The sequence below is a fragment of the Blautia sp. AF32-4BH genome, from assembly GCF_003460565.1.
Lineage (GTDB): Bacteria > Bacillota > Clostridia > Lachnospirales > Lachnospiraceae > Fusicatenibacter > Fusicatenibacter saccharivorans.
Window position 1 is genome coordinate 188,182 of sequence record NZ_QTVL01000007.1, and the last position, 19,408, is coordinate 207,589.

Annotated in this window: 13 protein-coding genes; all 13 read right to left on the reverse strand. The window is 48.6% G+C overall.

Annotated features, from left to right (window positions below; all coding sequences use genetic code 11):
- Positions 1-44: 44 nt before the first annotated feature.
- The 13 genes from DWZ44_RS10870 to citC all read right to left on the reverse strand — a co-directional run bounded on the left by DWZ44_RS10870 (position 45) and on the right by citC (position 19,394).
- Complete coding sequence (locus DWZ44_RS10870) at positions 45-563, reverse strand: VanZ family protein (protein ID WP_055226594.1); 519 nt, start codon at positions 561-563, stop codon at positions 45-47.
- 395 nt (positions 564-958) lie between these two features.
- Positions 959-2,248 (reverse strand): glycoside hydrolase family 125 protein, encoded by a 1,290-nt coding sequence (locus tag DWZ44_RS10875; RefSeq protein WP_055219311.1) that lies wholly within the window; start codon positions 2,246-2,248, stop codon positions 959-961.
- A 111-nt stretch (positions 2,249-2,359) separates the two neighbouring features.
- Complete coding sequence (locus tag DWZ44_RS10880; RefSeq protein WP_117509974.1) at positions 2,360-3,811, reverse strand: ABC transporter substrate-binding protein; 1,452 nt, start codon at positions 3,809-3,811, stop codon at positions 2,360-2,362.
- A 95-nt stretch (positions 3,812-3,906) separates the two neighbouring features.
- Positions 3,907-4,839, reverse strand: coding sequence for a carbohydrate ABC transporter permease (locus DWZ44_RS10885; RefSeq protein ID WP_117509975.1), 933 nt, complete (start codon positions 4,837-4,839; stop codon positions 3,907-3,909).
- A gap of 12 nt (positions 4,840-4,851) precedes the next feature.
- Positions 4,852-5,739: an ABC transporter permease gene (locus DWZ44_RS10890; protein WP_055265684.1), complete on the reverse strand. Its 888-nt coding sequence runs from the start codon at positions 5,737-5,739 to the stop codon at positions 4,852-4,854.
- Between the two features lie 55 nt (positions 5,740-5,794).
- Positions 5,795-6,850 (reverse strand): LacI family DNA-binding transcriptional regulator, encoded by a 1,056-nt coding sequence (locus DWZ44_RS10895; protein WP_117804850.1) that lies wholly within the window; start codon positions 6,848-6,850, stop codon positions 5,795-5,797.
- A gap of 390 nt (positions 6,851-7,240) precedes the next feature.
- The gene (locus DWZ44_RS10900; protein ID WP_117509977.1) at positions 7,241-7,468 is read right to left on the reverse strand and encodes a hypothetical protein; all 228 of its coding nucleotides are present in this window, start codon (positions 7,466-7,468) and stop codon (positions 7,241-7,243) included.
- Positions 7,469-7,943: 475 nt separating this feature from the next.
- On the reverse strand, positions 7,944-8,510 hold the full coding sequence (locus tag DWZ44_RS10905) for a hypothetical protein (RefSeq protein ID WP_117804851.1): 567 nt from the start codon (positions 8,508-8,510) through the stop codon (positions 7,944-7,946).
- A 118-nt stretch (positions 8,511-8,628) separates the two neighbouring features.
- Positions 8,629-9,330 carry an ATP-binding protein gene (locus DWZ44_RS10910; RefSeq protein WP_117509979.1) on the reverse strand — a complete coding sequence of 234 codons (702 nt, stop codon included), beginning with the start codon at positions 9,328-9,330 and terminating at the stop codon, positions 8,629-8,631.
- Between the two features lie 107 nt (positions 9,331-9,437).
- The gene (gene addA, locus DWZ44_RS10915) at positions 9,438-13,133 is read right to left on the reverse strand and encodes a helicase-exonuclease AddAB subunit AddA (RefSeq protein WP_117804852.1); all 3,696 of its coding nucleotides are present in this window, start codon (positions 13,131-13,133) and stop codon (positions 9,438-9,440) included.
- Positions 13,134-13,212: 79 nt separating this feature from the next.
- Entirely contained in the window at positions 13,213-16,716 is a 3,504-nt protein-coding gene (locus tag DWZ44_RS10920) for a PD-(D/E)XK nuclease family protein (protein ID WP_117804853.1), read from the reverse strand.
- A 274-nt stretch (positions 16,717-16,990) separates the two neighbouring features.
- Positions 16,991-18,373 (reverse strand): triphosphoribosyl-dephospho-CoA synthase CitG, encoded by a 1,383-nt coding sequence (gene citG / locus DWZ44_RS10925; RefSeq protein ID WP_117804854.1) that lies wholly within the window; start codon positions 18,371-18,373, stop codon positions 16,991-16,993.
- Complete coding sequence (citC, locus tag DWZ44_RS10930) at positions 18,357-19,394, reverse strand: [citrate (pro-3S)-lyase] ligase (protein ID WP_117804855.1); 1,038 nt, start codon at positions 19,392-19,394, stop codon at positions 18,357-18,359. Before citC ends, citG begins: the two co-directional genes overlap by 17 nt.
- Positions 19,395-19,408 lie beyond the last annotated feature (14 nt).

The window sequence follows — 19,408 nt, forward strand, 5'->3', positions numbered from 1 at the left end:
TGTCCTTTTCTCGATTATACACTATCCTTTCCTGAATTCCAATCTTAAAACATCCTATTCGCCGCAAACGTAAAAAACAATAACGCCAGAAACAGCACTTCCAGCACCGCTCCCAGAATGGTAATGATCTTTCCCGTCTTCTCTTTCCAGATTTTTTTCATCCCCAGATACAATAGAATTCCGATCACCGCGCCAAGCGTATTATCGATCACATCCGTAATATCACTCGCGCCGATCGCAAAAATATACTGCGTCACCTCAAAAAACAGGCTCAGTCCCGATGCAAGGAGAATGCGGTTCTGGATTTCGCTGTCCGGATAGAAGGCTGAGATGCAGAGGCCGAACGGCAGAAAGACCAGCATATTTTCGATAATTTCACTAATCTGCACTTTCCCGTTCACCACAACCGACGCCGCATACGGAATCAGATTAATCCCCCGCAGGTGCGGAATTTCTTCCGGGCGCAGAGCGAATTTGAATAAAATGCACCAGACAAGTAGCGCCAGGTAAATGCCGAATACCACAAGTAATGCTTTTGATTTTTTCTCGTTTTTCCAGGTCATGTTCTTTCCTCTCTCATCTTCACTTGATAAGAGGATTCTACCAAAACATTCTTAGGATTCCGCTTCTTCTTTTCCAAAGAAATCCCTATAGATTTCCTAAGATTTTCTGATGCTCAGATTCTTTTACATTTCTTCATCATGCCAATTTATTATATCTTTCATATCAATTATATCTTTTACATATCGCAAAAAACTGTGTATAATACCCCGTGGGCAGAGAAAAGAAGCGGGATGAAAATCCCATATTCCCCTGGGACAGCAGTATTCTCCCCACTGCTGTCTCTCCTTTCAGTGAAGGCTGTCGCAGACAGTTTTCTGTGGTGTAGGTAAAAGAGGAGGCCGTGCACTGAGCACAGCCTCCTCTTTTCGTGTTTTTCATCTTTATTTTTTCATCTTTATTTCTTAATCTCATATCCGCAATACTGCATCACCAGCTCACAGAACATTGCGTTTGCCCAGGAGAACCACTCTCTGGTGTAAACGGTCGGATCATCTACGAAAACACCCTCGTGCATCAGTCCTGTACCGCCGTCGGTTGCCATCAGTTCGTGGATCATCTGATGTTTCTCCTCTTTTGTCGGTGCGGTCAGTCCCTCGATGGCTTTGGAGATGTGCCATACGTAGCGGACCGGTGTGTGCGGGCTTCCGATACCGGAAAGCTTCGTTCCTGCATAATAGAACGGGTTTGCCTCGCTTAAGATCAGCTTTCTTGTGTTGTCAGCCACTTCCTGGCTTTCCGGCTCGTAGCCGAGATAGCTCATAGCCAGAAGACTCGGTACATTGGCATCGTCCATCAGATTATACTGGCCAAAGCCGTCTACCTCGTAAGCATAAACATCGCCAAGTCCCCAGATATGGGTGGTACCGTAAGTCTCAATGGCCTGTTTTACGGTCTTTGCCATCTCTTCTGCTTTCTTCGCAATCTCCTCTTTTCCGCCGACGAAATCTGCGATCTCCTTCAGATAATTCAGAACGACAACCGCAAACATGTTGGACGGAATCAGATAACCGTAACGGCAGGAATCATCGCTTGGACGGAAGCCGGACCAGATCAGGCCGATGCCGGATTTTACCTGCGCACCTTTTCCATCGCGGGAAAGCGTATCGGTGTAGGAGCAGTTTTTACGGATGAAGCTGTACGGGGATTTCTCCTCGTGGTTCATTTCAGTCTCAAATACAGTCAGGATTTTGTCAACACCTTCCCAGAAAACCTCGTCAAACTGATCCGTTCTTCCGGTGTTCTTCCAGAACAGATAGGAGAACTGCAGCGGATAGCAGAGAGAATCGATCTCATACTTTCTCTCCCAGATCCACGGTCCCATATCGGTCTCGTCCTTCTCCCAGCAGTTGCCGTTCGGTCCTTCGTTGAATGCGTTTGCGTATGGATCAATGTTGATGCACATAAACTGGCGGCGGATCAGGCCTGCGATCAGGTCAGCCAGCTCCGGGTCGTTCTGCGCCGGAACAAGGTACGGGCGCAGCTGTGCTACCGAGTCACGCAGCCACATGGCCGGGATATCTCCGGTGATGACGTAGGTGCTGCCGTCCTCCATTTTCTTTACGGTTGTGTCGAGGGTATTGGAGTAGCATCGTTCAAACATATCAACGATTTCCGGCTCGTCTTTCAGTTTTTCTCTCAGGCTTAAAATCAGCTCCTGAATGGACTTTGGTAAGGTCTCTTTCATTCTTTTTTCATCCTTTCGCTCAATTTTTCTCATTTCCCGTTATTCTACAACAGGGCATCTCCGCAATCGAAAATGCCCTGTTGTAGTTCTTATAAAATTAATGTATCAGACTTATTTCTGTGCGTCAATCTGTTTCTGAGCTTCTTCGCGGATGGTCTCCCAGCCTGCGGTCTCAAGCTCTGCATCGATTGTTTTTACAAGCTCTCTCGGATCCTGTGCGCCGGTGAATAACTCAGAATAGTATTTCTCATATACGGCACGGCAGTTTGCAAGCTCTGTTTCGATGTTGGAGGTATCCAGGTTGAATCCAAGCATCTCAGACGGAGTTGCTTTCTCGTTCAGCTCTTCTACTTCATCCCACTGGTTGAAGTCAACATCGTCTGTCTGAGTTACGTTGAAGAAAGTACCCTGGGTATATCCGGCCATACCCCAGTCAGTGGTCAGGCGGTGTACCTTATTGTCATCGGTGTACTCGAAGTCTTTTCCTTCTGCTCCATAGTAGAACCAGTCACGTACTTTGGAATCCGTATTTACCAGGTTCAGAAGCTGAAGTGCTTTGTCCGGGTGCTTGCATCCGGAGTAAATACCATTGATGGAACCACGTACAGTTGTGTTGGAAACGACTGTGTTGCCATACTGTACTGCTGAACAATTGGCGATACCATTGTTCGGACCCCATGTTGTTTTTGCAGCGCCGCTCCATCCCTGTGCAACAAAGAACATTGCGTATTTGCTGGAATCATCTGCTGTCGGAGCGTCTCCGTTGATGATGCCCTCCTGATACATTTTACGAACGATATCCAGGTTGGAAAGGATTTCTTCGTCATCCAGCGGATTGACAACGGTCTTGCTGTCATCGCCGTATTTAACGCCGATTGCCGGAAGTCCGGAGCTTAAATCATCGTAGTTCAGGTTCAGCAGGAAGTTTGCACCATTTTTGGACATGAAGTACGGAGATCCGCCTTCGCCCTCTTTTACTGTCTTCAGAGCATCGTACAGAGTATTGAAATCTGTTACAGAATTTACATCAATGTTATATTTGTCTGCAATATCCTGATCCCATACAAAGTACTCGGAAAGGGAGCTGTCTTTGTAGGTCGGTACGCCGTAGATTTTTCCATTTACTTCTACTGCTTTCCAGTAATCTTCCGGAATCATGTCATACAGCTCGGAAGCGTTGTCTTTGAGCAGATCTGTAATGTCCATCAGTGCGCCGGTGTTCACCTCAGAAGAGTAACGGTTCTGGTCGGTGAACAGGATATCGAAATACTCGCCGGAGTTTGTGATAACGCTTCTTCTGTTATCCCAGTCACCCCACGGAACGATTTCCATGTCTACATTAACGCCGATTTTCTCCTCCAGATATGGGTTGATCTGTGCAAGCCACTCATCATAATCCTTCGGCATTCCGTTACCAACCTGAATCCATTTCAGTGTAACAACTTCATCTTTTGCATCACTCTTTGAAGAGCTGCTGCTTCCGTTGCTGCTTCCGCAGCCTGCCAGCATGCCACCGGCCATAACAGCAGAAAGTGCAAGAGCTAAAAACTGTTTCTTTTTCATTGTAGCATCCTCCTGATATAAAATATAGAATGTTGAAATTATCCTTAACCGAAGCCTTTTGCTTCAGTATGAGATCCATAAAGGTAAATGGTCGATCAGCCTTTTACCGCACCGACCGTCAGACCGGAAATGAAGTATTTCTGGAAGAACGGATAGCAGCATGCGATCGGGATGATGATGATGATTGCCATCGCCATACGGGCGCCCTCTTTTGGCATCGAGTTCATGTACTGTGCCGTGGTAACGCCAAGAGACGGGTTGTTTGCCATCACCTCAATATTTCTCTGTACGTGATCCAGCAGAGCCTGCAGGGAATACAGCTTGGTATCGCTGATGTACAGGGAAGACTGGAACCAGTCGTTCCAGTAACCGAAGGTGAGGAACAGGGCGATCGTTGCCATCAGCGGTTTCGACAGCGGCAGGGCGATCTTTCCGAAAATCTGGAACTGGGTTGCTCCGTCGATCTGTGCCGACTCAATGATGGATTCCGGAATGTTGGTCTTGAAGAACGTTTTACAGATAACAACGTTGAACGAAGAAACACAAAGCGGAAGGATCAGCGCCCAGATACTGTTTTTCAGGTTGAGGAACTGTGTGTTAACTACATAAGAAGAAATCATACCACCATTGAAGATCATTGGAATAAAAACGACCATGGTGAAGAATCCGTTCAGTTTGTAGGTGCTTCTGGAAAGAACGTAACCCATCAGCATCGTAAGGGCAACTCCGATTACCGTACCGATAACCGTTACCGCAACGGAAACGCCAAGTGCAGTCACAATCATCTGTCCTTCCCGAAGAAGGAATTTGTAGGAATCCAGCGAGTATGCACTCGGGATAAACTGGTAGCCATTCATCTTGATCGAATGCTCGGAAGAAATCGAGATCATGAAGATGAATACCACCGGGATAATGCAGGCCAGGGCAAGGATCACAAAAATAACATTGAAAATTGCATTTGTAGATCCCTGGATCTGATTTAAATGTGAAGAGGAAGCCAGATCAAGATCTTTTTTCTTTTTTGCCATTTTTGTACCTCCTTAAATAATCGCGCTGTCTTCATCAATCTTCTTCACAATGGCATTGGCAAGAAGGATGGTGATGCAGCATGCAACAGACTGGAAGAATGTTGCCGCAGAAGTCATTCCGATCGGAGTGGAAGACTGCAGTGCGTTGTATACATATGTGTCGATAGTTGCTGTCGTTTTGAAGATCGAACCGCTTGCTCCCTGAGAAAGCTGGAAGAACAGTCCGAAGTCGGAGTAGAAGACCTTTCCGACATTCAGGATGAACATCATGATGATGACACTCTTTAAGCAAGGCAGGGTAATGTGCCATACCTGCTGTCTCTTATTGGCGCCGTCCATAACGGCTGCCTCGTACAGTGTGGTATCAATACCGGAAATGCTGGACAGGTAGATAACCATGTTGTATCCGGTAGATTTCCACAGATACATGAAGATCAGGATAAATGGCCATACACCGGCACTCATGTACCACTGAATCGGTTCCTTGCCTGCATTTCTCATTATACTGTTGATCAGACCGTTGTCCTGGTTCAGGAATGCATCCAGGAAGTAGGAAGCTACAACCCATGACATGAAATATGGGAAGAACATCATCGTCTGATATACCTTCGACGCTCTTTTGTTGTGCAGCAGGCTGATCATGATAGCCAGTCCTACGGAAAATACCATACCAAGAACGATAAATGCAAGGTTATACAGGATTGTGTTTCTCAGGATGACGAACAGGTCGTTGGATCTGATCAGGAACGAAAAGTTTTTGAAGCCGGCCCAGTCACTGTGGAGCAGGTTATAAATGAAACTCTTTCCGCCGGTGATTTTGTAATTCTTGAACGCAATGATCAGACCGAACATAGGCAGGAAGCAGAACAGAATATACCAGATGGTGGTCGGCAGCGCCATGACGGTCAGCTCCGTGTCATTCTTGGTCCAGCGTCCTTTTTTCTTTTTGCTTGGTTTACTCAAGATTTTTTCCTCCTTCTCCCGATTGCTCGGGCTTATCACTTGATCCGTTTATCTTACAAACGGAATCCCGGTAAATAATCTTTCCGGGAATGCGGTATACCTCGCCGCTCTTTTTCTGCGGTTCATTCATATGTTTGATCATACGTTTTGCCGCAAGACGTGCAATCGCGTCGGTGTCAACCGCAACCGTGGTGAGCGACGGACTGCACAGTTGTGCATAAATGGAATCATCAAAACCGGTCACGGAAACATCCTCCGGTACGCAGATTCCACGCTCTTTTAATGCCTGCACTAATTTGAATGCGGTGGCATCGCAGTTACAGACAAATGCGGTGGGCAGCTTCTCCGGTAGCAAAAGCGGAATGGCAATGCCTTCATCGCTTCGGTCCGGGATTCTCCACTCATTTTTCGGGGAAATTCCCTCCTCCAGCATTCTCCGCAGATATCCGAGATATCGGTCGGAAATACTGGTTGTACTTCCTACGGTTCCGACAAATCCGATGTCTGTGTGGCCCTGCTGGATCAGGTAATTGGTCAGCTCATAGGAGCTGTAAATATTCTCGGTGATGACGGAATCGGATTTGTGGGTTCGATCGTAGATGTCCACATACACCTTCGGGAGATCAATCTGTGCAATCTGCTCCCGGACACCCTTATCGAGAATACCAAGAAAGATCAGGCCGTCGAACAGCCCTCTGGTCTGTATCGTGTTCATGTCCGACGGGAGTGTTGCTGTTGTCGGAGAAATCATGATACTCGAACAGGATGCTCTCTGCAGCTCGTAGATGATCCGCTCGTACATTGCCATATAAAATTTTCCTTCGTCTCCGGAGCTGAACCGCGGACTCATGATGATACCGACTTTTTTGCTCTTCCGTTTTCCGTAGTCCGGAAGGACATAACCGGATTCTCTCGCAAGCGCAAAAATCTTTTCTTTCAGTTCTTCTCCCACGCCGTCTTTTCCGTTCAGCGCCTTGGAAACTGTTACTTTACTGATGCCCAGCTTATCTGCCAGGTCCTGCATGGATACTGATTTTCTCTCTGCCATGTTACCAACAGTCCCTCTATTTGTTTCTTAACTTGTGTTTAGATGTTAACATCTTTTAGAAAGATTGTCAATAGCCTTTTCGTTATTTTGTATATTAAAATTCTTATTTTCCAGTCCTAATTTGTATAGATCGAGGAGTATTCTTCTGTTTCTTTTGATTTTTTAGACAGAAAATCTGTGTTCTTGTGTTAAGTCACATAACATCTTAATATTAACGCAGTACTTTTTCGCCTGTTTTCATTTTTAACGAAAAAGCAGCGGAAAGTCTGACTTTTTCGTCTAATTGTCATACTCCCCGCTGTCTTTTTTCATCTTCTGCTGTTTTTCATACTACCGCCAGACAGCCATGGCCTCATTGCCTGACACCGCCGTAAAACCGCGGAACAATGATTACCCGCAAATAAAGGTAACCACACCCTTGTCATTATCTGACAGGCTTTCCATATCTTTCTCTGCGGTTCCCTGCTCCACAATCTCCACTCCATAACGGAACTCACTGAATCCGGACAGGTCCATCTTGAAGTTTGTTTCCCATGTGTTATTCATAATCCAGCTGTAAACCGGCCGTTTATTATTCTCCTCTTTGTTATCGCACAGAAGGATTGGGTGGGATTCCATCTCCCCCATGTAAAGTAACGGTGTGTCAAAAGTATTAACCAGAATCGTCTGATCTTTTGTCCGGTAACGCGGTAAGAAAACTCAATTTTCGGAAGGTGCCGGTACATTTTCATCACAACACTGCTGTGATACGTTCCCTCCAGTGTAAAGATCAGTTCTACTTTGATAAACACCGGTCCGTGATCCAGAATTTTCACATTCGTAAGGTCACCCTGATACTGCTCTGCGTGAAGTCCGCGGATATTTCTTCTGATCAGACGGCGCTCCTCATAAACGCCTTTTCGGATCGTACGTGTTCACAATATCACGTACCGCTCTGCGCCTACCCAGGCAGTTCTGGTGAACAGGGTCCTGTTTTGCAAAACTTTGTGAAAACGCGATAATACGTTTTATGCACTTGGCGCAGAACGCAAAAAATCCCCTGTTTCCGGGGTTTTTTATACACTCCGGACAGAGGATTTTTCTTATTTTCTACTTATTTCAATACATTTTCCAATTTAACAAAAAGGGTATTCATCTCCTGCACCACACTCTGCAGACTCTTTTCCCCGACATAGTTTCCAATCGCAAACAATGCCTTATACAAAAAATTAACCGCCCCCTGCAATTCTTCGTTTTGCTCTTTTGTTTCTTTCCGAAGCTGCTGCAGTTTTTCTGCCATCGGAAACAATTCCGCAAGAATCTGCTCTTTTCGTGCCCGGTCCGACGGTTCATCTGTCTCCATTTCTTCGAGATCATAGTTATCTGTTCTGCCGCATTTTCCCTTGCACACTGCGCAATCCGGATTCAGACGGTTCTTTTCTGCCTCCACGCGTACAATCCAGGATTTCCCCTCTTCTTCCCTCAGCTCTTTTTCCGGATTTGCCGCACAAATTCCGCCAAGCAGAATCTCATGCGTGGCTTTGTCCGGGCGGTGACCATTGCTGTCACCGCTGGAAAACTCCTGCGATTCACCTTTTGCTGCTTCTCCTCTTCCATCTACCGACCGGGCCAGACCGATCAGCGCACCAAGAAGCTCCTTTTGTATCTTCGTCATACTCATTTTTCTAATACCTCTTACCGAGCTTTTCATTTTTTTCGTCTTACATATTCCACAAAGCAGAATGTACCAATTGTAAAAATACTTTTAAGGGCACACGCTAATTACTATATCTGATTTTCTACAAAATTTCCCCCTCCGTAGAAATCACCACGGTTTTCACCGGAATCTTCTTTCCACTCTCTTTCAGCGCCATCTTCACGGCACGCTCCATTCCTGCGCAGCACGGAACCTCCATGCGTGCAACCGTGATACTCTTAATATCATTCCGCATGAAAATCCGCGCAAGTTTCTCGGAATAATCGATATCGTCAAGTTTTGTACAGCCTACGAGAACGACATGATCCCGAATAAAATCCTGGTGGAAGTTTCCATACGCATACGCTGTACAATCCGCCGCAACGAGAAGGTCTGCTCCTGCAAACATCGAAGCCCGCTCCTGCACCAGCTTGATCTGCACCGGCCACTGGCGGAGCCGGGACGGAACTGCTGCAGAATTTTCCTGCGCATCTGCACGGTCAATCGCCCAGCTGTTTTCACCTGCTTTTCCTGCTCCGGTATTCTCCTGTCCGGCCGCCTCTTTTGCCTTCCGCTGGTTCTCTTTTACCGCCTCCTCATCATACGGCAGCGCCTCCCGCTCCACAAACGAAATCGCATCTGCTGGACAGACCGGCAGGCAGTCACCGAATCCGTCGCAGTAGTCATCCCGGATCAGCTTTGCCTTCCCGTCAACCATCGCAATCGCACTTTCATGACAGGCATGCGCACAAAGCCCGCATCCTGTACATCTGTCTTCCTCTATCTGAACAATTTTTCGAATCATCACTGAATCTCCTTTTTTCTCTTTGTTTCTCAATACCTGTTTGTTTCTCAACCATGATATCATACTTTATCCCTGTTTTGACAGTTGTTTTTTTTAGTAGTTTTTTCCTACAATACCAACTCTTCGTCCAAAGCCAGCGAATAAATAATCTTCTCTTTCACCTTTTTTCCTGTCGTCCGCTCCAGTGCCTGCTGGTAGTAGGCGAGCTGTTTTTCATACCGCTTTTTCAGCTCCCCGACTTCTTTCACACGGTCCGTTTTGTAGTCCACAAGAACAATCTCATCCCCCTCCGGGAACCATGCGTCAATGATTCCCTGCACGAGAATGGTTTCGTCTTCCGGATAGGACGGATCTGCCTCACTTGCCGGAACGGACATCACAAACGGCTGCTCCCGTTTCAGGGTTTCATTCAAAAAGGCATTCCGCATCCGCATTCCAACCGGACTTTTTGCGAAAGCGAGGATCGATTTGAAATAAATGCATTCCGCTGCTTCTTTCGTCATCTTTCCTTCTGCAATCAATTCCTCCGTCTGTGCCATCAGCTCTGTGATGCTGTACGCTCTGCGGTAATCGAGACATTCCAGCAGGCGGTGGTACGCCGTTCCGCGGTCAGAGCCCGTCAGAGCCGCAACATGATCCTTTTTCAGAAAGCCCGGCACAATTGGTACGAGTTCTTCCTGCGCAAACAGCTCTTTTCCGATCTCGGATTCCTCCATCCCGGCCTTCTTCAGCTGTGAAACGGTAACCTTTACCGGAATCTGTTTTTCCTTCTCATACGGATACTGGTAGGCAAACCGCTCCTCCACAAGTTCCTTCAGCGCTGCTTCTCTCGGCGGCTGCTTCGGAATTTCCATGATTTTCTGCTCATTCACCGCGCGCTCCATCTGATGCAGCACCTCTCCCTCAACAAGTCCTGCCGGTGATACAAGGCGGATCGTTACCGGAATTTTCTCTGCATACAGCGGATTGTCCACATTTCCTGCCAGACCGAATTGTTCATACAGCCCGTCGAAACACCGGTTTCTCGAAAATGCCGGCAAAATCCAGTCGAGATACCCGGATGCACTGCTCAATGTCTGATACGACAGCAGTTCCTCCTGCCGCCCCGCATGCGCCGCGCACTGCTTCACGCGGCTCTCCAGCTTCGACGCCATGCCCGTCATAATCAGCTTCTCCTTCGGTCGCGTCATGGCAACGTAAAGCACCCGCAGCTCCTCCGCCAGATTTTCCAGCTTCATGCTCTGCCGGATGATCTGCCGCGGCAGTGTCGCCTGACGGACGCGGTGCTCCGGATCGATCGCATCCGCGCCGATGCCCATCCGGGAATGGAGTACAAGCGCCGCACGGCTGTCCATCTGGTTAAACGATTTGCCCATGCCCGAGAGGAACACAACCGGGAATTCCAGTCCTTTACTCTTGTGAATACTCATGATACGCACCGTATCTGCGCTCTCCCCGTAAATATTCACCTCGCCGAAATCGACTTCATACTTCTGAAGCTGCTCGATATAACGGATAAAGTTGAACAGTCCACGGTAACTCGTCGCCTCAAATTCCACCGCCTTTTCCACCAGCATCTCCAGATTTGCCCGCCGCTGCACACCACCCGGCATTGCAGATGCATAGCCGCCGTAGCCCGTCTCCTCGAGAATCTGTGTGATCAGCTCATGGATCGGCGTATACGGCACGCGGCTTCGCAGCATTTCCAGCTGCTCCAGAAAACTTCCAAGCTTCTTCCGAAGCGCCTCATCTTCCCCTTCTGCCGCATATTTTCCACACGCCTCATAAATTTTTACGTCTTTATCCACACAACGCACCGCAGCAAGCTCTGCATCAGTGCATCCGCAGATCGGCGAGCGTAAGATTGCCGTAAATGGAATCTCCTGGCATGGATTGTCACACAGATGCAGGTAATTCAGCACCGTCACGATTTCCTGCGTGGAAAAGTATCCCGTTTTTGATGTGCTGTACGCCGGAATTCCCGCCGCCTGCAGTACGCGCGAAAACGTCTCCGCCCATCCGCTGACCGCACGAAGCAGAATTACGATATCGCGGTACTGAATTTTCCGGTATTCCCCGGTCTCTTTGCCCACGACTTCCTCATTTCCGACCATCTCGCGGATGCGCGCGGCAACGGCAGCCGCCTCCGTTTCCATCTTTGTCTCACGCGACTTATCATCTTCCAGCTCGGGCGCCTTGTCATCCAGCAGAAGAAGTTCTGTTTCATATGCCGCATGCCACGTTTCCGTCTTTTCCTCTTCCATTTCCGGCAATGCAGGAAACGCTGCTCCCGCATGGAGGCTCGCCGCCTCATCGTACGCGATGCCGCCGAGTTCCGGACTCATCAGCTTGCGGAATACATAATTCGCCGTCGCAAGCACCTCCGGCCGGCTTCGGAAGTTTTTGTCGAGATCGATTCTCTGCTGGCTTTCCCCATCCTTCGCATACGTATGATATTTTTCCAGAAACAGCTCCGGCCGCGCCAGACGAAATCCGTAGATACTCTGCTTGATATCGCCGACCATAAACCGGTTCCACCTGCCGTCCTCCTCACCGGACACCGCAGAGAGCAGTGCCTCCTGGATAAAGTTGCTGTCCTGGTACTCATCGATCATAATTTCCCGGAATTGCTCCGACAGCTCCCGCGCCGCATCGGTCCGCACCAGACGGCCGTCCTCCTGCTGCACAAGAATTTCGAGCGCAAAGTGTTCCAGATCGGCATAATCAAGAATATTTTTGCTCCGTTTTTTCTCTGCAAACGCTTTCGCAAACTGCTCCGTCAGATCGATCAGCACTCCGATCGGCTCCCGGCAGTCCGCAATCTCCTCCGCAATCGCAGCGCTGTCCTTCTCGAAAAACTGCTCTTTTAATTTCTGCAGTTCTTTTTTGCATACATCGCGCTCTGCCTTCACCTGATCTTTCAGCGCCTCGCTCACATCGTCTGCCTTTTTCCGCGAAAGCGCCTTGAACTTCATTCCGGCCATCGCGCGCACCAGTTCATCAAACGATTCTGTTTCCAGCAGTTCTTCCACCATCTGCTGGTCGGAAGCCAGCGCCTCATCATATAAATACGGTCCTCCAGAGCTTACTGCTGTTTTCCGGTTTTCCTGAATCCCTTCCAGAATACTCGAGAGCCGCTTTTTCGCCTCGCTCATCAGCTCCTGTACCCAGATACTCTCCTGCACTGCTTCCGGTGAATCCATCTGGTACGCCGCCCGGCACTCTTCGAGCCACTGCTCCGGCCATGGATAGCTCATGGAAAACTCATACAGTTTCAGCACAAGTGCATCGAGCCCGTCATCCTGCTTTCCCGCCGCGTAGCTCTCCACAAACCGTGTAAATGCAGACTCCTTTTCCGTAAAGCGTTCTTCCATGACCTTCTGGATCACATCGCTTTTCATCAGACGGATCTCCCCTTCATCCGCCATGCGGTACACCGGATCAAGATCGATCATCTGAAAATAATTTTTGATAACGTACGAACAGAATCCGTGAATCGTGCTGATCTGCGCATGGTGAAGCAGGGTCTGCTGCCTCTGCAGATGCTCATCCTCAGGATCTTCCTCGAGACTCTGCTGCAGCGCACGGCCGATTCGCTCTTTCATCTCACCTGCCGCTGCCCGCGTAAAAGTCACAACGAGCAGCTGGTCAACATCGATCGGACGCACAGGATCCTTTACCATCGCAAGGATCCGCTCTACCAGAACCGCCGTCTTTCCGGAACCTGCCGCCGCGCTGACCAGAAGATTCCGGTCTCTCGTATCAATGACTTTCTGCTGTTCCGCTGTCCATTTTACTGCCATTTATCTCTCCCTCTTCTTTCTGGCTGATTACTTTCTCATACATGGAAAACTGCATTTCTCTTTTCTTTCCGGAAGGCAGTCACTCCTTTTGATCACTTTGTGTTATCTCCTGCATCGCCTTCATCAGCAGTTCCGTGTCCATGCCCTTCAGTTTGCGGTACTCGTATCCCTGAATTTTCTGGTCAAAACCGCAGATTCCCTGATATTCACAGTACGCACACGCCGTCGCACCGTCCCGCTGATACGGGGAAATTTTTACATTGCCCGAAAAAATGCCCTCGCCGATCTCACGCACCTTCTTTCTGGTGTACGTACGGATCACATCAAACTGCTCCGGCGATGCTACTTTCGAATAGCTCGTATAACTTCCATCCTTCTTCTTTCCAACCGGAATCACATCGGATGTCGTTCCGTCCTCAAGCACGCGGTCGAGAAGCTCCACAACTTTCCGGTCCGCATTCACAAGACCGTCCATCCGCAGCGCTTTCAGCATCCGCCGGCCCCACGCCTCGTCGGTCTCATCCTCCTCCTGATCGAGCATCGGATCATCAATATGATAATAGAACACGCCCGCCGGCTCCACCTGCTTGCCGGGATGCTTTTTCTGCTCCAGTTCCACCGCCGCATCGAGATAAACAGCAAGCTGCAGCTGCAGTCCATAATAGAGCGCCACCAGGTCGAGCGACGTATTTCCCGTCTTGTAATCGATAATTTTCACATAGACCTTATCGTCCGTCTCGCAGAGATCCACGCGGTCAATCCGTCCGCGCAGACGCATTTTCTCATGCTCCGACAGATCGATGTTGATCGCCGACAGCGAGTCCTCCATCGAGAACGAAACCTCGAATTCCCCTGGCTCAAATTCTCCCTGCCGGATCTGCTGCTGCAGTGCCCAGACAGTTCGTTTCAGGATCCGCTTCACGCGGATAATGCGGTACTGATTCCGGCTTGAACTCTGAAAAATTGTGTTTCCATAGTCCGCCATCGTCTCCTCGACACACTCCTCAATCAGACGGTCACGCGTGTCATCGGTCACCGTCTTCCAGGTCTCACCGTTCTCCTGCAGTTTTTTCGAAAACTTCTCAAGCGCCTCATGCATGACCGTTCCCATATCCGCCGCTTTCAGCTCATACTGATCCCGCTCGCGGATCTGAAGGCCGAACTCCATAAAGTGGGCAAACGCACACGCCGCATACTTTTCCAGCCGCGTTGCACTGTTTTTTAACGTATCTCCGTACAGTGCCGATGCCGCACTCCTTCCGATTACGCCGTCCGCACACCGCAGAAACGCCGCTTTTCGATACGTCTCCGCCGGAATTCCAGCCTCCGGGTGCGCCGCATACCAGCGGTAAAGCTCCTCAAACAGCGGATCGATCTCTCCCTCCGCCGCTCTGCCAAGCTCCTCCAGAAACAGTGCCTCGCCGGAACGCGGCATTTCCAGTTTTTCCTCCGGTTTTTCCTCTTTTTCAATATCCCGCACTGGAATCTCCGGGAAGAGTTTTCGTATTTCGTTGATCAGATACGACGGATTCTGCGCCTCGCCGGACGCGCCCGCTTTCGCAAAGGAAAGGTACAGCCGCTCCGACGGTTTTGTCAGATTTCGGTAGAGATGGAATTTCTGCTGATACATCGTCTCCCGCGCCGTCGGGGACAGCTTCGCATCCGCCCGTTCCAGCTCCTCGCGGTCATATTCCGAGAGAATGCCGCCGCCCGCGTCGTGGCGCGGAATCAGCCCGTCATTCACGCCGACGAAAAACAGCACGCGGATGTCCTTCAGACGCGACCGTTCATTATCACCGATCAGTACCTGGTCCGCCGTCGGCGGAATAATACCGACAGATGCCTCCGCAAATCCCGCTTCCAGAATTTCCTGATACTCTGCCAGCGTCATCTTCTCATCGCCCAGCACCTCGACAATTTTGTCCAGCAGCTCCATGACAATGCCGTAAATCTGGCTGTATTCTTTTGCGAACGCCTCCTGTCCCTGCTGCTCAAACTGCTGCCGCCGCTCCTCGAGCTTTTGCTGCATCTGATTCTGCACTGCCAGTGCATACAGCGCCTCGGTCCGCTCCCGCACAGTGGCATCTTTCTTTTTCATCTGCTCCGCAAACGGCTGCACTTCGGCATAGAACTTCTCCCGCAGAAGATTGCGCTGCGGCACTTCATCCGGCTTGATGCCGCGGTAACCCCTCGTCCACGTCTCCCCATACGCTTTCAGCCCACGGATGCCAAGTGCCAGGACATAGTTTTCCATCGCATCTGTCTCCTCACGGTTCAGACTCGAAAGACCGCAGCGCAGATAGCGGAAGACACTCTCGTAGGAAAAGCTCTGCACGACCATCTCAATCGCCGCGCGCAGAAATTCGACGAACGGGTTCATCAGGACGGAATGTTTTTCATCAACGAAGTACGGAACACCGCATTTTTCAAAGATTTCCCGCGCATACGTACCGTAAACGGAGAGATCTCCGGTCAGAACGGCGAAATCCTGGTAGCGCATGCCCTCCTCGCGCACCATGCGGCGGATCAGACGCACCGTCTCTTCCAGCTCGGCACGCGGATTCGGCGCTACGCTGATATAGATTCCCTGCTGGTTCGCCTCGTGTCCTGCTGCCGGATTTCCCGTCTTTGCTTCCGTTCCTGATTCCGGTCTTTTTTCTATTCCATTTCCGGAAAATCCTCTCTTCCCATACCGGAACAGTCTCTGCTCCAGCTGATCCATCGTGCTTCCCGGCTGAAAACGGCCATGTCCCGAGCGTCTGACCCAGATTTCCGGCTCCACCGGGCACCCTGCTTCATCTGCCGCTTTCATGAGCTGCTGGACAAGCTGGCGGCTCATCGCAAAAAGCTGATGCGGAATCGCCTTTTTATACGGGTCCTCCCGCTCATCCATAATAATCGTCACATAAACCTTCGCACAGAGCCGGAACAGCTTTCCAAGCACACCGATCTGCACCGGCGTAAATCCGGTAAACCCATCCACCAGTACCTCACTGTTTTTAATCAGCTCCGATTCTTCCAGCTTTCCCGCCAGAACTTCCAGCACATCCTCCGCCGTCACGTAACGGTTTTCCAGATATTCCTCAAACGCACGGTAGATCACACCGGTGTCCTTCAGCTTTGCCGCCAGCAGCTTTTTCTCTCCCGTCTCTTCCGCCCACGTATCAAGCTCGGACGGCGCAATCTGATACTGCTTCAGCTCGGAAATCAGCGATTTCATCTGCGAAACCGCACCGGTTCTTTTTAACGTGCTGCCAAGAATTGTCAGCTCCTTTTTCTTTTCCTGCGCAACGCGCTTCACCACGAGGCTTTTTCCCGTCTCTTCAAGCACCGGATACAGGCTTCCGCCGGTCTCCTCAAAAATACGGTAGGCCAGACGTTGAAAACTTAAAATATCAATATTTAAAATTCCGCCCGCCGGATGCAGAGACACGAGTTCTTTCTGTGTCTGCATTGTAAACTGCTCCGGCACGACAATCAGATAATTTTTCTCCGGGTGGCGCGCCGCTTCCGCCAGAATTTTTTCATACGCATACCTCGATTTCCCAGCCCCCGAATTTCCCATAATAAACTGCAGACTCATGCTTTTTTCCTCCTGTTCTGCCCCGTTTCCGTTCCTAAAATAGACATAGCTAAGTATAACAGACTCTTTTTTTCGATGCAATCAAACGCCGGGCAAATTGTAACTCTTCCTTCCCTAAACATTACCGCACCAGAGTGTGTGTCAAGCGGATATTCGTAAGCTGTGAATTCCACTTTGTGGGAGATTTTGTCCGAGTGAAGGCTGTTATAGGAAAAGCCGCTCTCAATAACGAAATATTCCGTATTGAAAGCGGCCGTTTCTTTTTAATTTCTTTTTATTGTAAAATACCTTTCCGTCGTTCCATCAGTGTTTCCATGCGGCACAAAAAAATCGTTGCTGCAAGTAAATCCGCAGCTCCGCCCGGACTCATATTTTTCCGGATACAAATCTGATTCAGTTCCCGCACTTTTTGCAAACCATTCTCACTAAAAGCACCACCTGCCTTAAGAATTGCCTTTGCTTCCGTTTGCAGCCATCGCATTTCTTTCTCACTGGTTCTGCTGATGACATTTGTGTCTGTAAGCTCTGCTATAATTTCAAGAAGAATCTGTACATTGATCTGATTTTTGTCCCTGTTATTTGCTATATACTGCTTCATATGAGGAACCGTAAGTTCACACAGAATCGGATATCCGGTCATTGCCAGTCCCCGGACACCTTTTTCGCCCAGATGGCAGTAAATTTTTTCTCCATGCGTGATCCCCGAACTTTGTTTTAACTTTCTCAGATCTTGTTCCAGCTCTTTTTTTGTCATTTCCAGACTGATTCGGCAAACACTCTCTGACTCGATTTTTCCGTAATTTCTCAGGGAAATTCCGGCCGCAGCTGCTAGAATGCCAATCGTAAAAATGATTCCTTTATGCGTATTGACTCCTCCGGTTGCAGCAAACATTTTTTCTTCCGTCTTTTTTCCTCTTTCTCTGAGAAGCGGAAACAGCGTCTCCGGATCTGCCTCCCAGGAATACCCTGCTTCAAACATTGCCGCCAGATCTTCGGCGATCGCCTCTGTACTCTTTTGAAATGTCTGACAGTCCATATCTGTATGTGCACCGGTATCCTCCCGGTCTACTAAGCCTGGTTTTGGTGTCGTATACACTTCTTCCATCAGGGCCTGACTGATCTCAGCGGCTACGCCTCTTTGTAGCTGCTCTTCCCATATGATATCATAGATCTTTTTTCTCAATTCTTCGATCGAATGTTTTCTGCTTCTGCCACACTGACAGGCCGGGTTGTCGCATAACAGACATTTTCTTTCCGGAAATCCAAGATCATTTCTGCTGATTTTCGTATTTTCTTTTTCCAATACATCAATATCATACAGTCTCCCAATCTTCGTCTCTTCCAAAGCAATCATAAGCTTTTTCACCCGGCAGCCGTCTGCTTTCACAACCAAATATCCCTCATATCCGGTTATGTTTTCTTGTACCAGCCGGACTTCCGTCGAAATTTTTTCCGTTTCCAGCTTATTCTGTATCTTTTCCAGTCCTTCATAAAAGACCTTTTCGAAAAGTTTATTTACCTTTTCCGTACCCGGAATATTGAGCATAAAGCAGATTAACGTACCCGGATATTTTTCAAGAAGCTCTTTCTGCGTTGCCACCCTTTTTTCTCGGCTCCACAATACCTGCTCTAAGGAAACTTTATTTTCCGTTTTCATTCTTTTTCCTTTCCAGATAGCGCCAGGTACTTTCCGGAAGCATTCCGCAGACGCTTTTTAATTGATTTTCCGCATATTTTTTTCTGACCTCAGATGCACTGATGATCTGGTCTCCATATGTTTTTCTGGGAATTTCATGAAAGCGGATCTGATAGCACGGCAGCTGCTCCCGTAAGCACTGGTTATAGGTATGTGTCACATCGCAGACCGGTTCACTGCCCACATAGCGATCTGTAATTTTAAGCTCCGGTGCAATGCACTCTCCAAACAGCTGAATATCCAACTGGCAATTCATCTCATAGGCTTTCGCTTTTTCTTTGATAAAGTATGTCGGAAACACAGCCGGCGAAATCATGTATTCTGAGGTCTGGTGAAGAATCACATTTGGAATTTCCTGTATTCCTTCTTTTACCAACTGATACCGTTCTCTCGTTGTCAGAAAGCTCTGTTCTTCTGAGAGGATAAAAATGTGCAGCCATTTGTTTTTTTTTGCTGCCTCCCGGATCAGGTATTCATGTCCTCTGGTAAAGGGATTACAATTCATAACCACTGCACCGATACCGTTTTCATGTCTGTTTTCCACTTTGCATTTCTGCTGTTCCTGTGTTTCTTTTTTTAATCGTTTCAGGAATTTTTCAAGTCCGTTTTTGTCATTTTCCAGAAGAAGAATTTTTTCTGTCTGTGCCACCGGATACATTCCCATACTACAAAACAGTTCTTTGTTCTGAGGCTTGGTAAATCCGAAAAAATGAGAAATTCCCATTCCATAAAAATATTCAATCAGAGATGTCATAAGATGTGCCAGCAGATTCTGTCCTTGATACGCTTCTGATACCGCAACACATTTTATGATATTTTTCTGGCAGGAAGCAGTTGCTATGATTTCTTTCTCTTTTCGCAATACGATGGAATGTGTAATCTGCTCATCATAAGTAAGTCCCATGTATTCCAGAAATTTTTTGAGTTCCTCTTTCTTTTTCCCGGTAAAAGGATCCCCTGTTTCTTCCATATAGTCACTCACTGCCTGCCCTCCCT

Coding starts and splice junctions, on each gene's coding strand:
- DWZ44_RS10870 (WP_055226594.1), bottom strand. CDS start 563: ATGACCTGGAAAAACGAGAAAAAATCAAAAGCATTACTTGTGGTATTC.
- DWZ44_RS10875 (WP_055219311.1), bottom strand. CDS start 2,248: ATGAAAGAGACCTTACCAAAGTCCATTCAGGAGCTGATTTTAAGCCTG.
- DWZ44_RS10880 (WP_117509974.1), bottom strand. CDS start 3,811: ATGAAAAAGAAACAGTTTTTAGCTCTTGCACTTTCTGCTGTTATGGCC.
- DWZ44_RS10885 (WP_117509975.1), bottom strand. CDS start 4,839: ATGGCAAAAAAGAAAAAAGATCTTGATCTGGCTTCCTCTTCACATTTA.
- DWZ44_RS10890 (WP_055265684.1), bottom strand. CDS start 5,739: ATGGCGCTGCCGACCACCATCTGGTATATTCTGTTCTGCTTCCTGCCT.
- DWZ44_RS10895 (WP_117804850.1), bottom strand. CDS start 6,850: ATGGCAGAGAGAAAATCAGTATCCATGCAGGACCTGGCAGATAAGCTG.
- DWZ44_RS10900 (WP_117509977.1), bottom strand. CDS start 7,468: ATGGAATCCCACCCAATCCTTCTGTGCGATAACAAAGAGGAGAATAAT.
- DWZ44_RS10905 (WP_117804851.1), bottom strand. CDS start 8,510: ATGAGTATGACGAAGATACAAAAGGAGCTTCTTGGTGCGCTGATCGGT.
- DWZ44_RS10910 (WP_117509979.1), bottom strand. CDS start 9,330: ATGATTCGAAAAATTGTTCAGATAGAGGAAGACAGATGTACAGGATGC.
- addA (WP_117804852.1), bottom strand. CDS start 13,133: ATGGCAGTAAAATGGACAGCGGAACAGCAGAAAGTCATTGATACGAGA.
- DWZ44_RS10920 (WP_117804853.1), bottom strand. CDS start 16,716: ATGAGTCTGCAGTTTATTATGGGAAATTCGGGGGCTGGGAAATCGAGG.
- citG (WP_117804854.1), bottom strand. CDS start 18,373: ATGAAAACGGAAAATAAAGTTTCCTTAGAGCAGGTATTGTGGAGCCGA.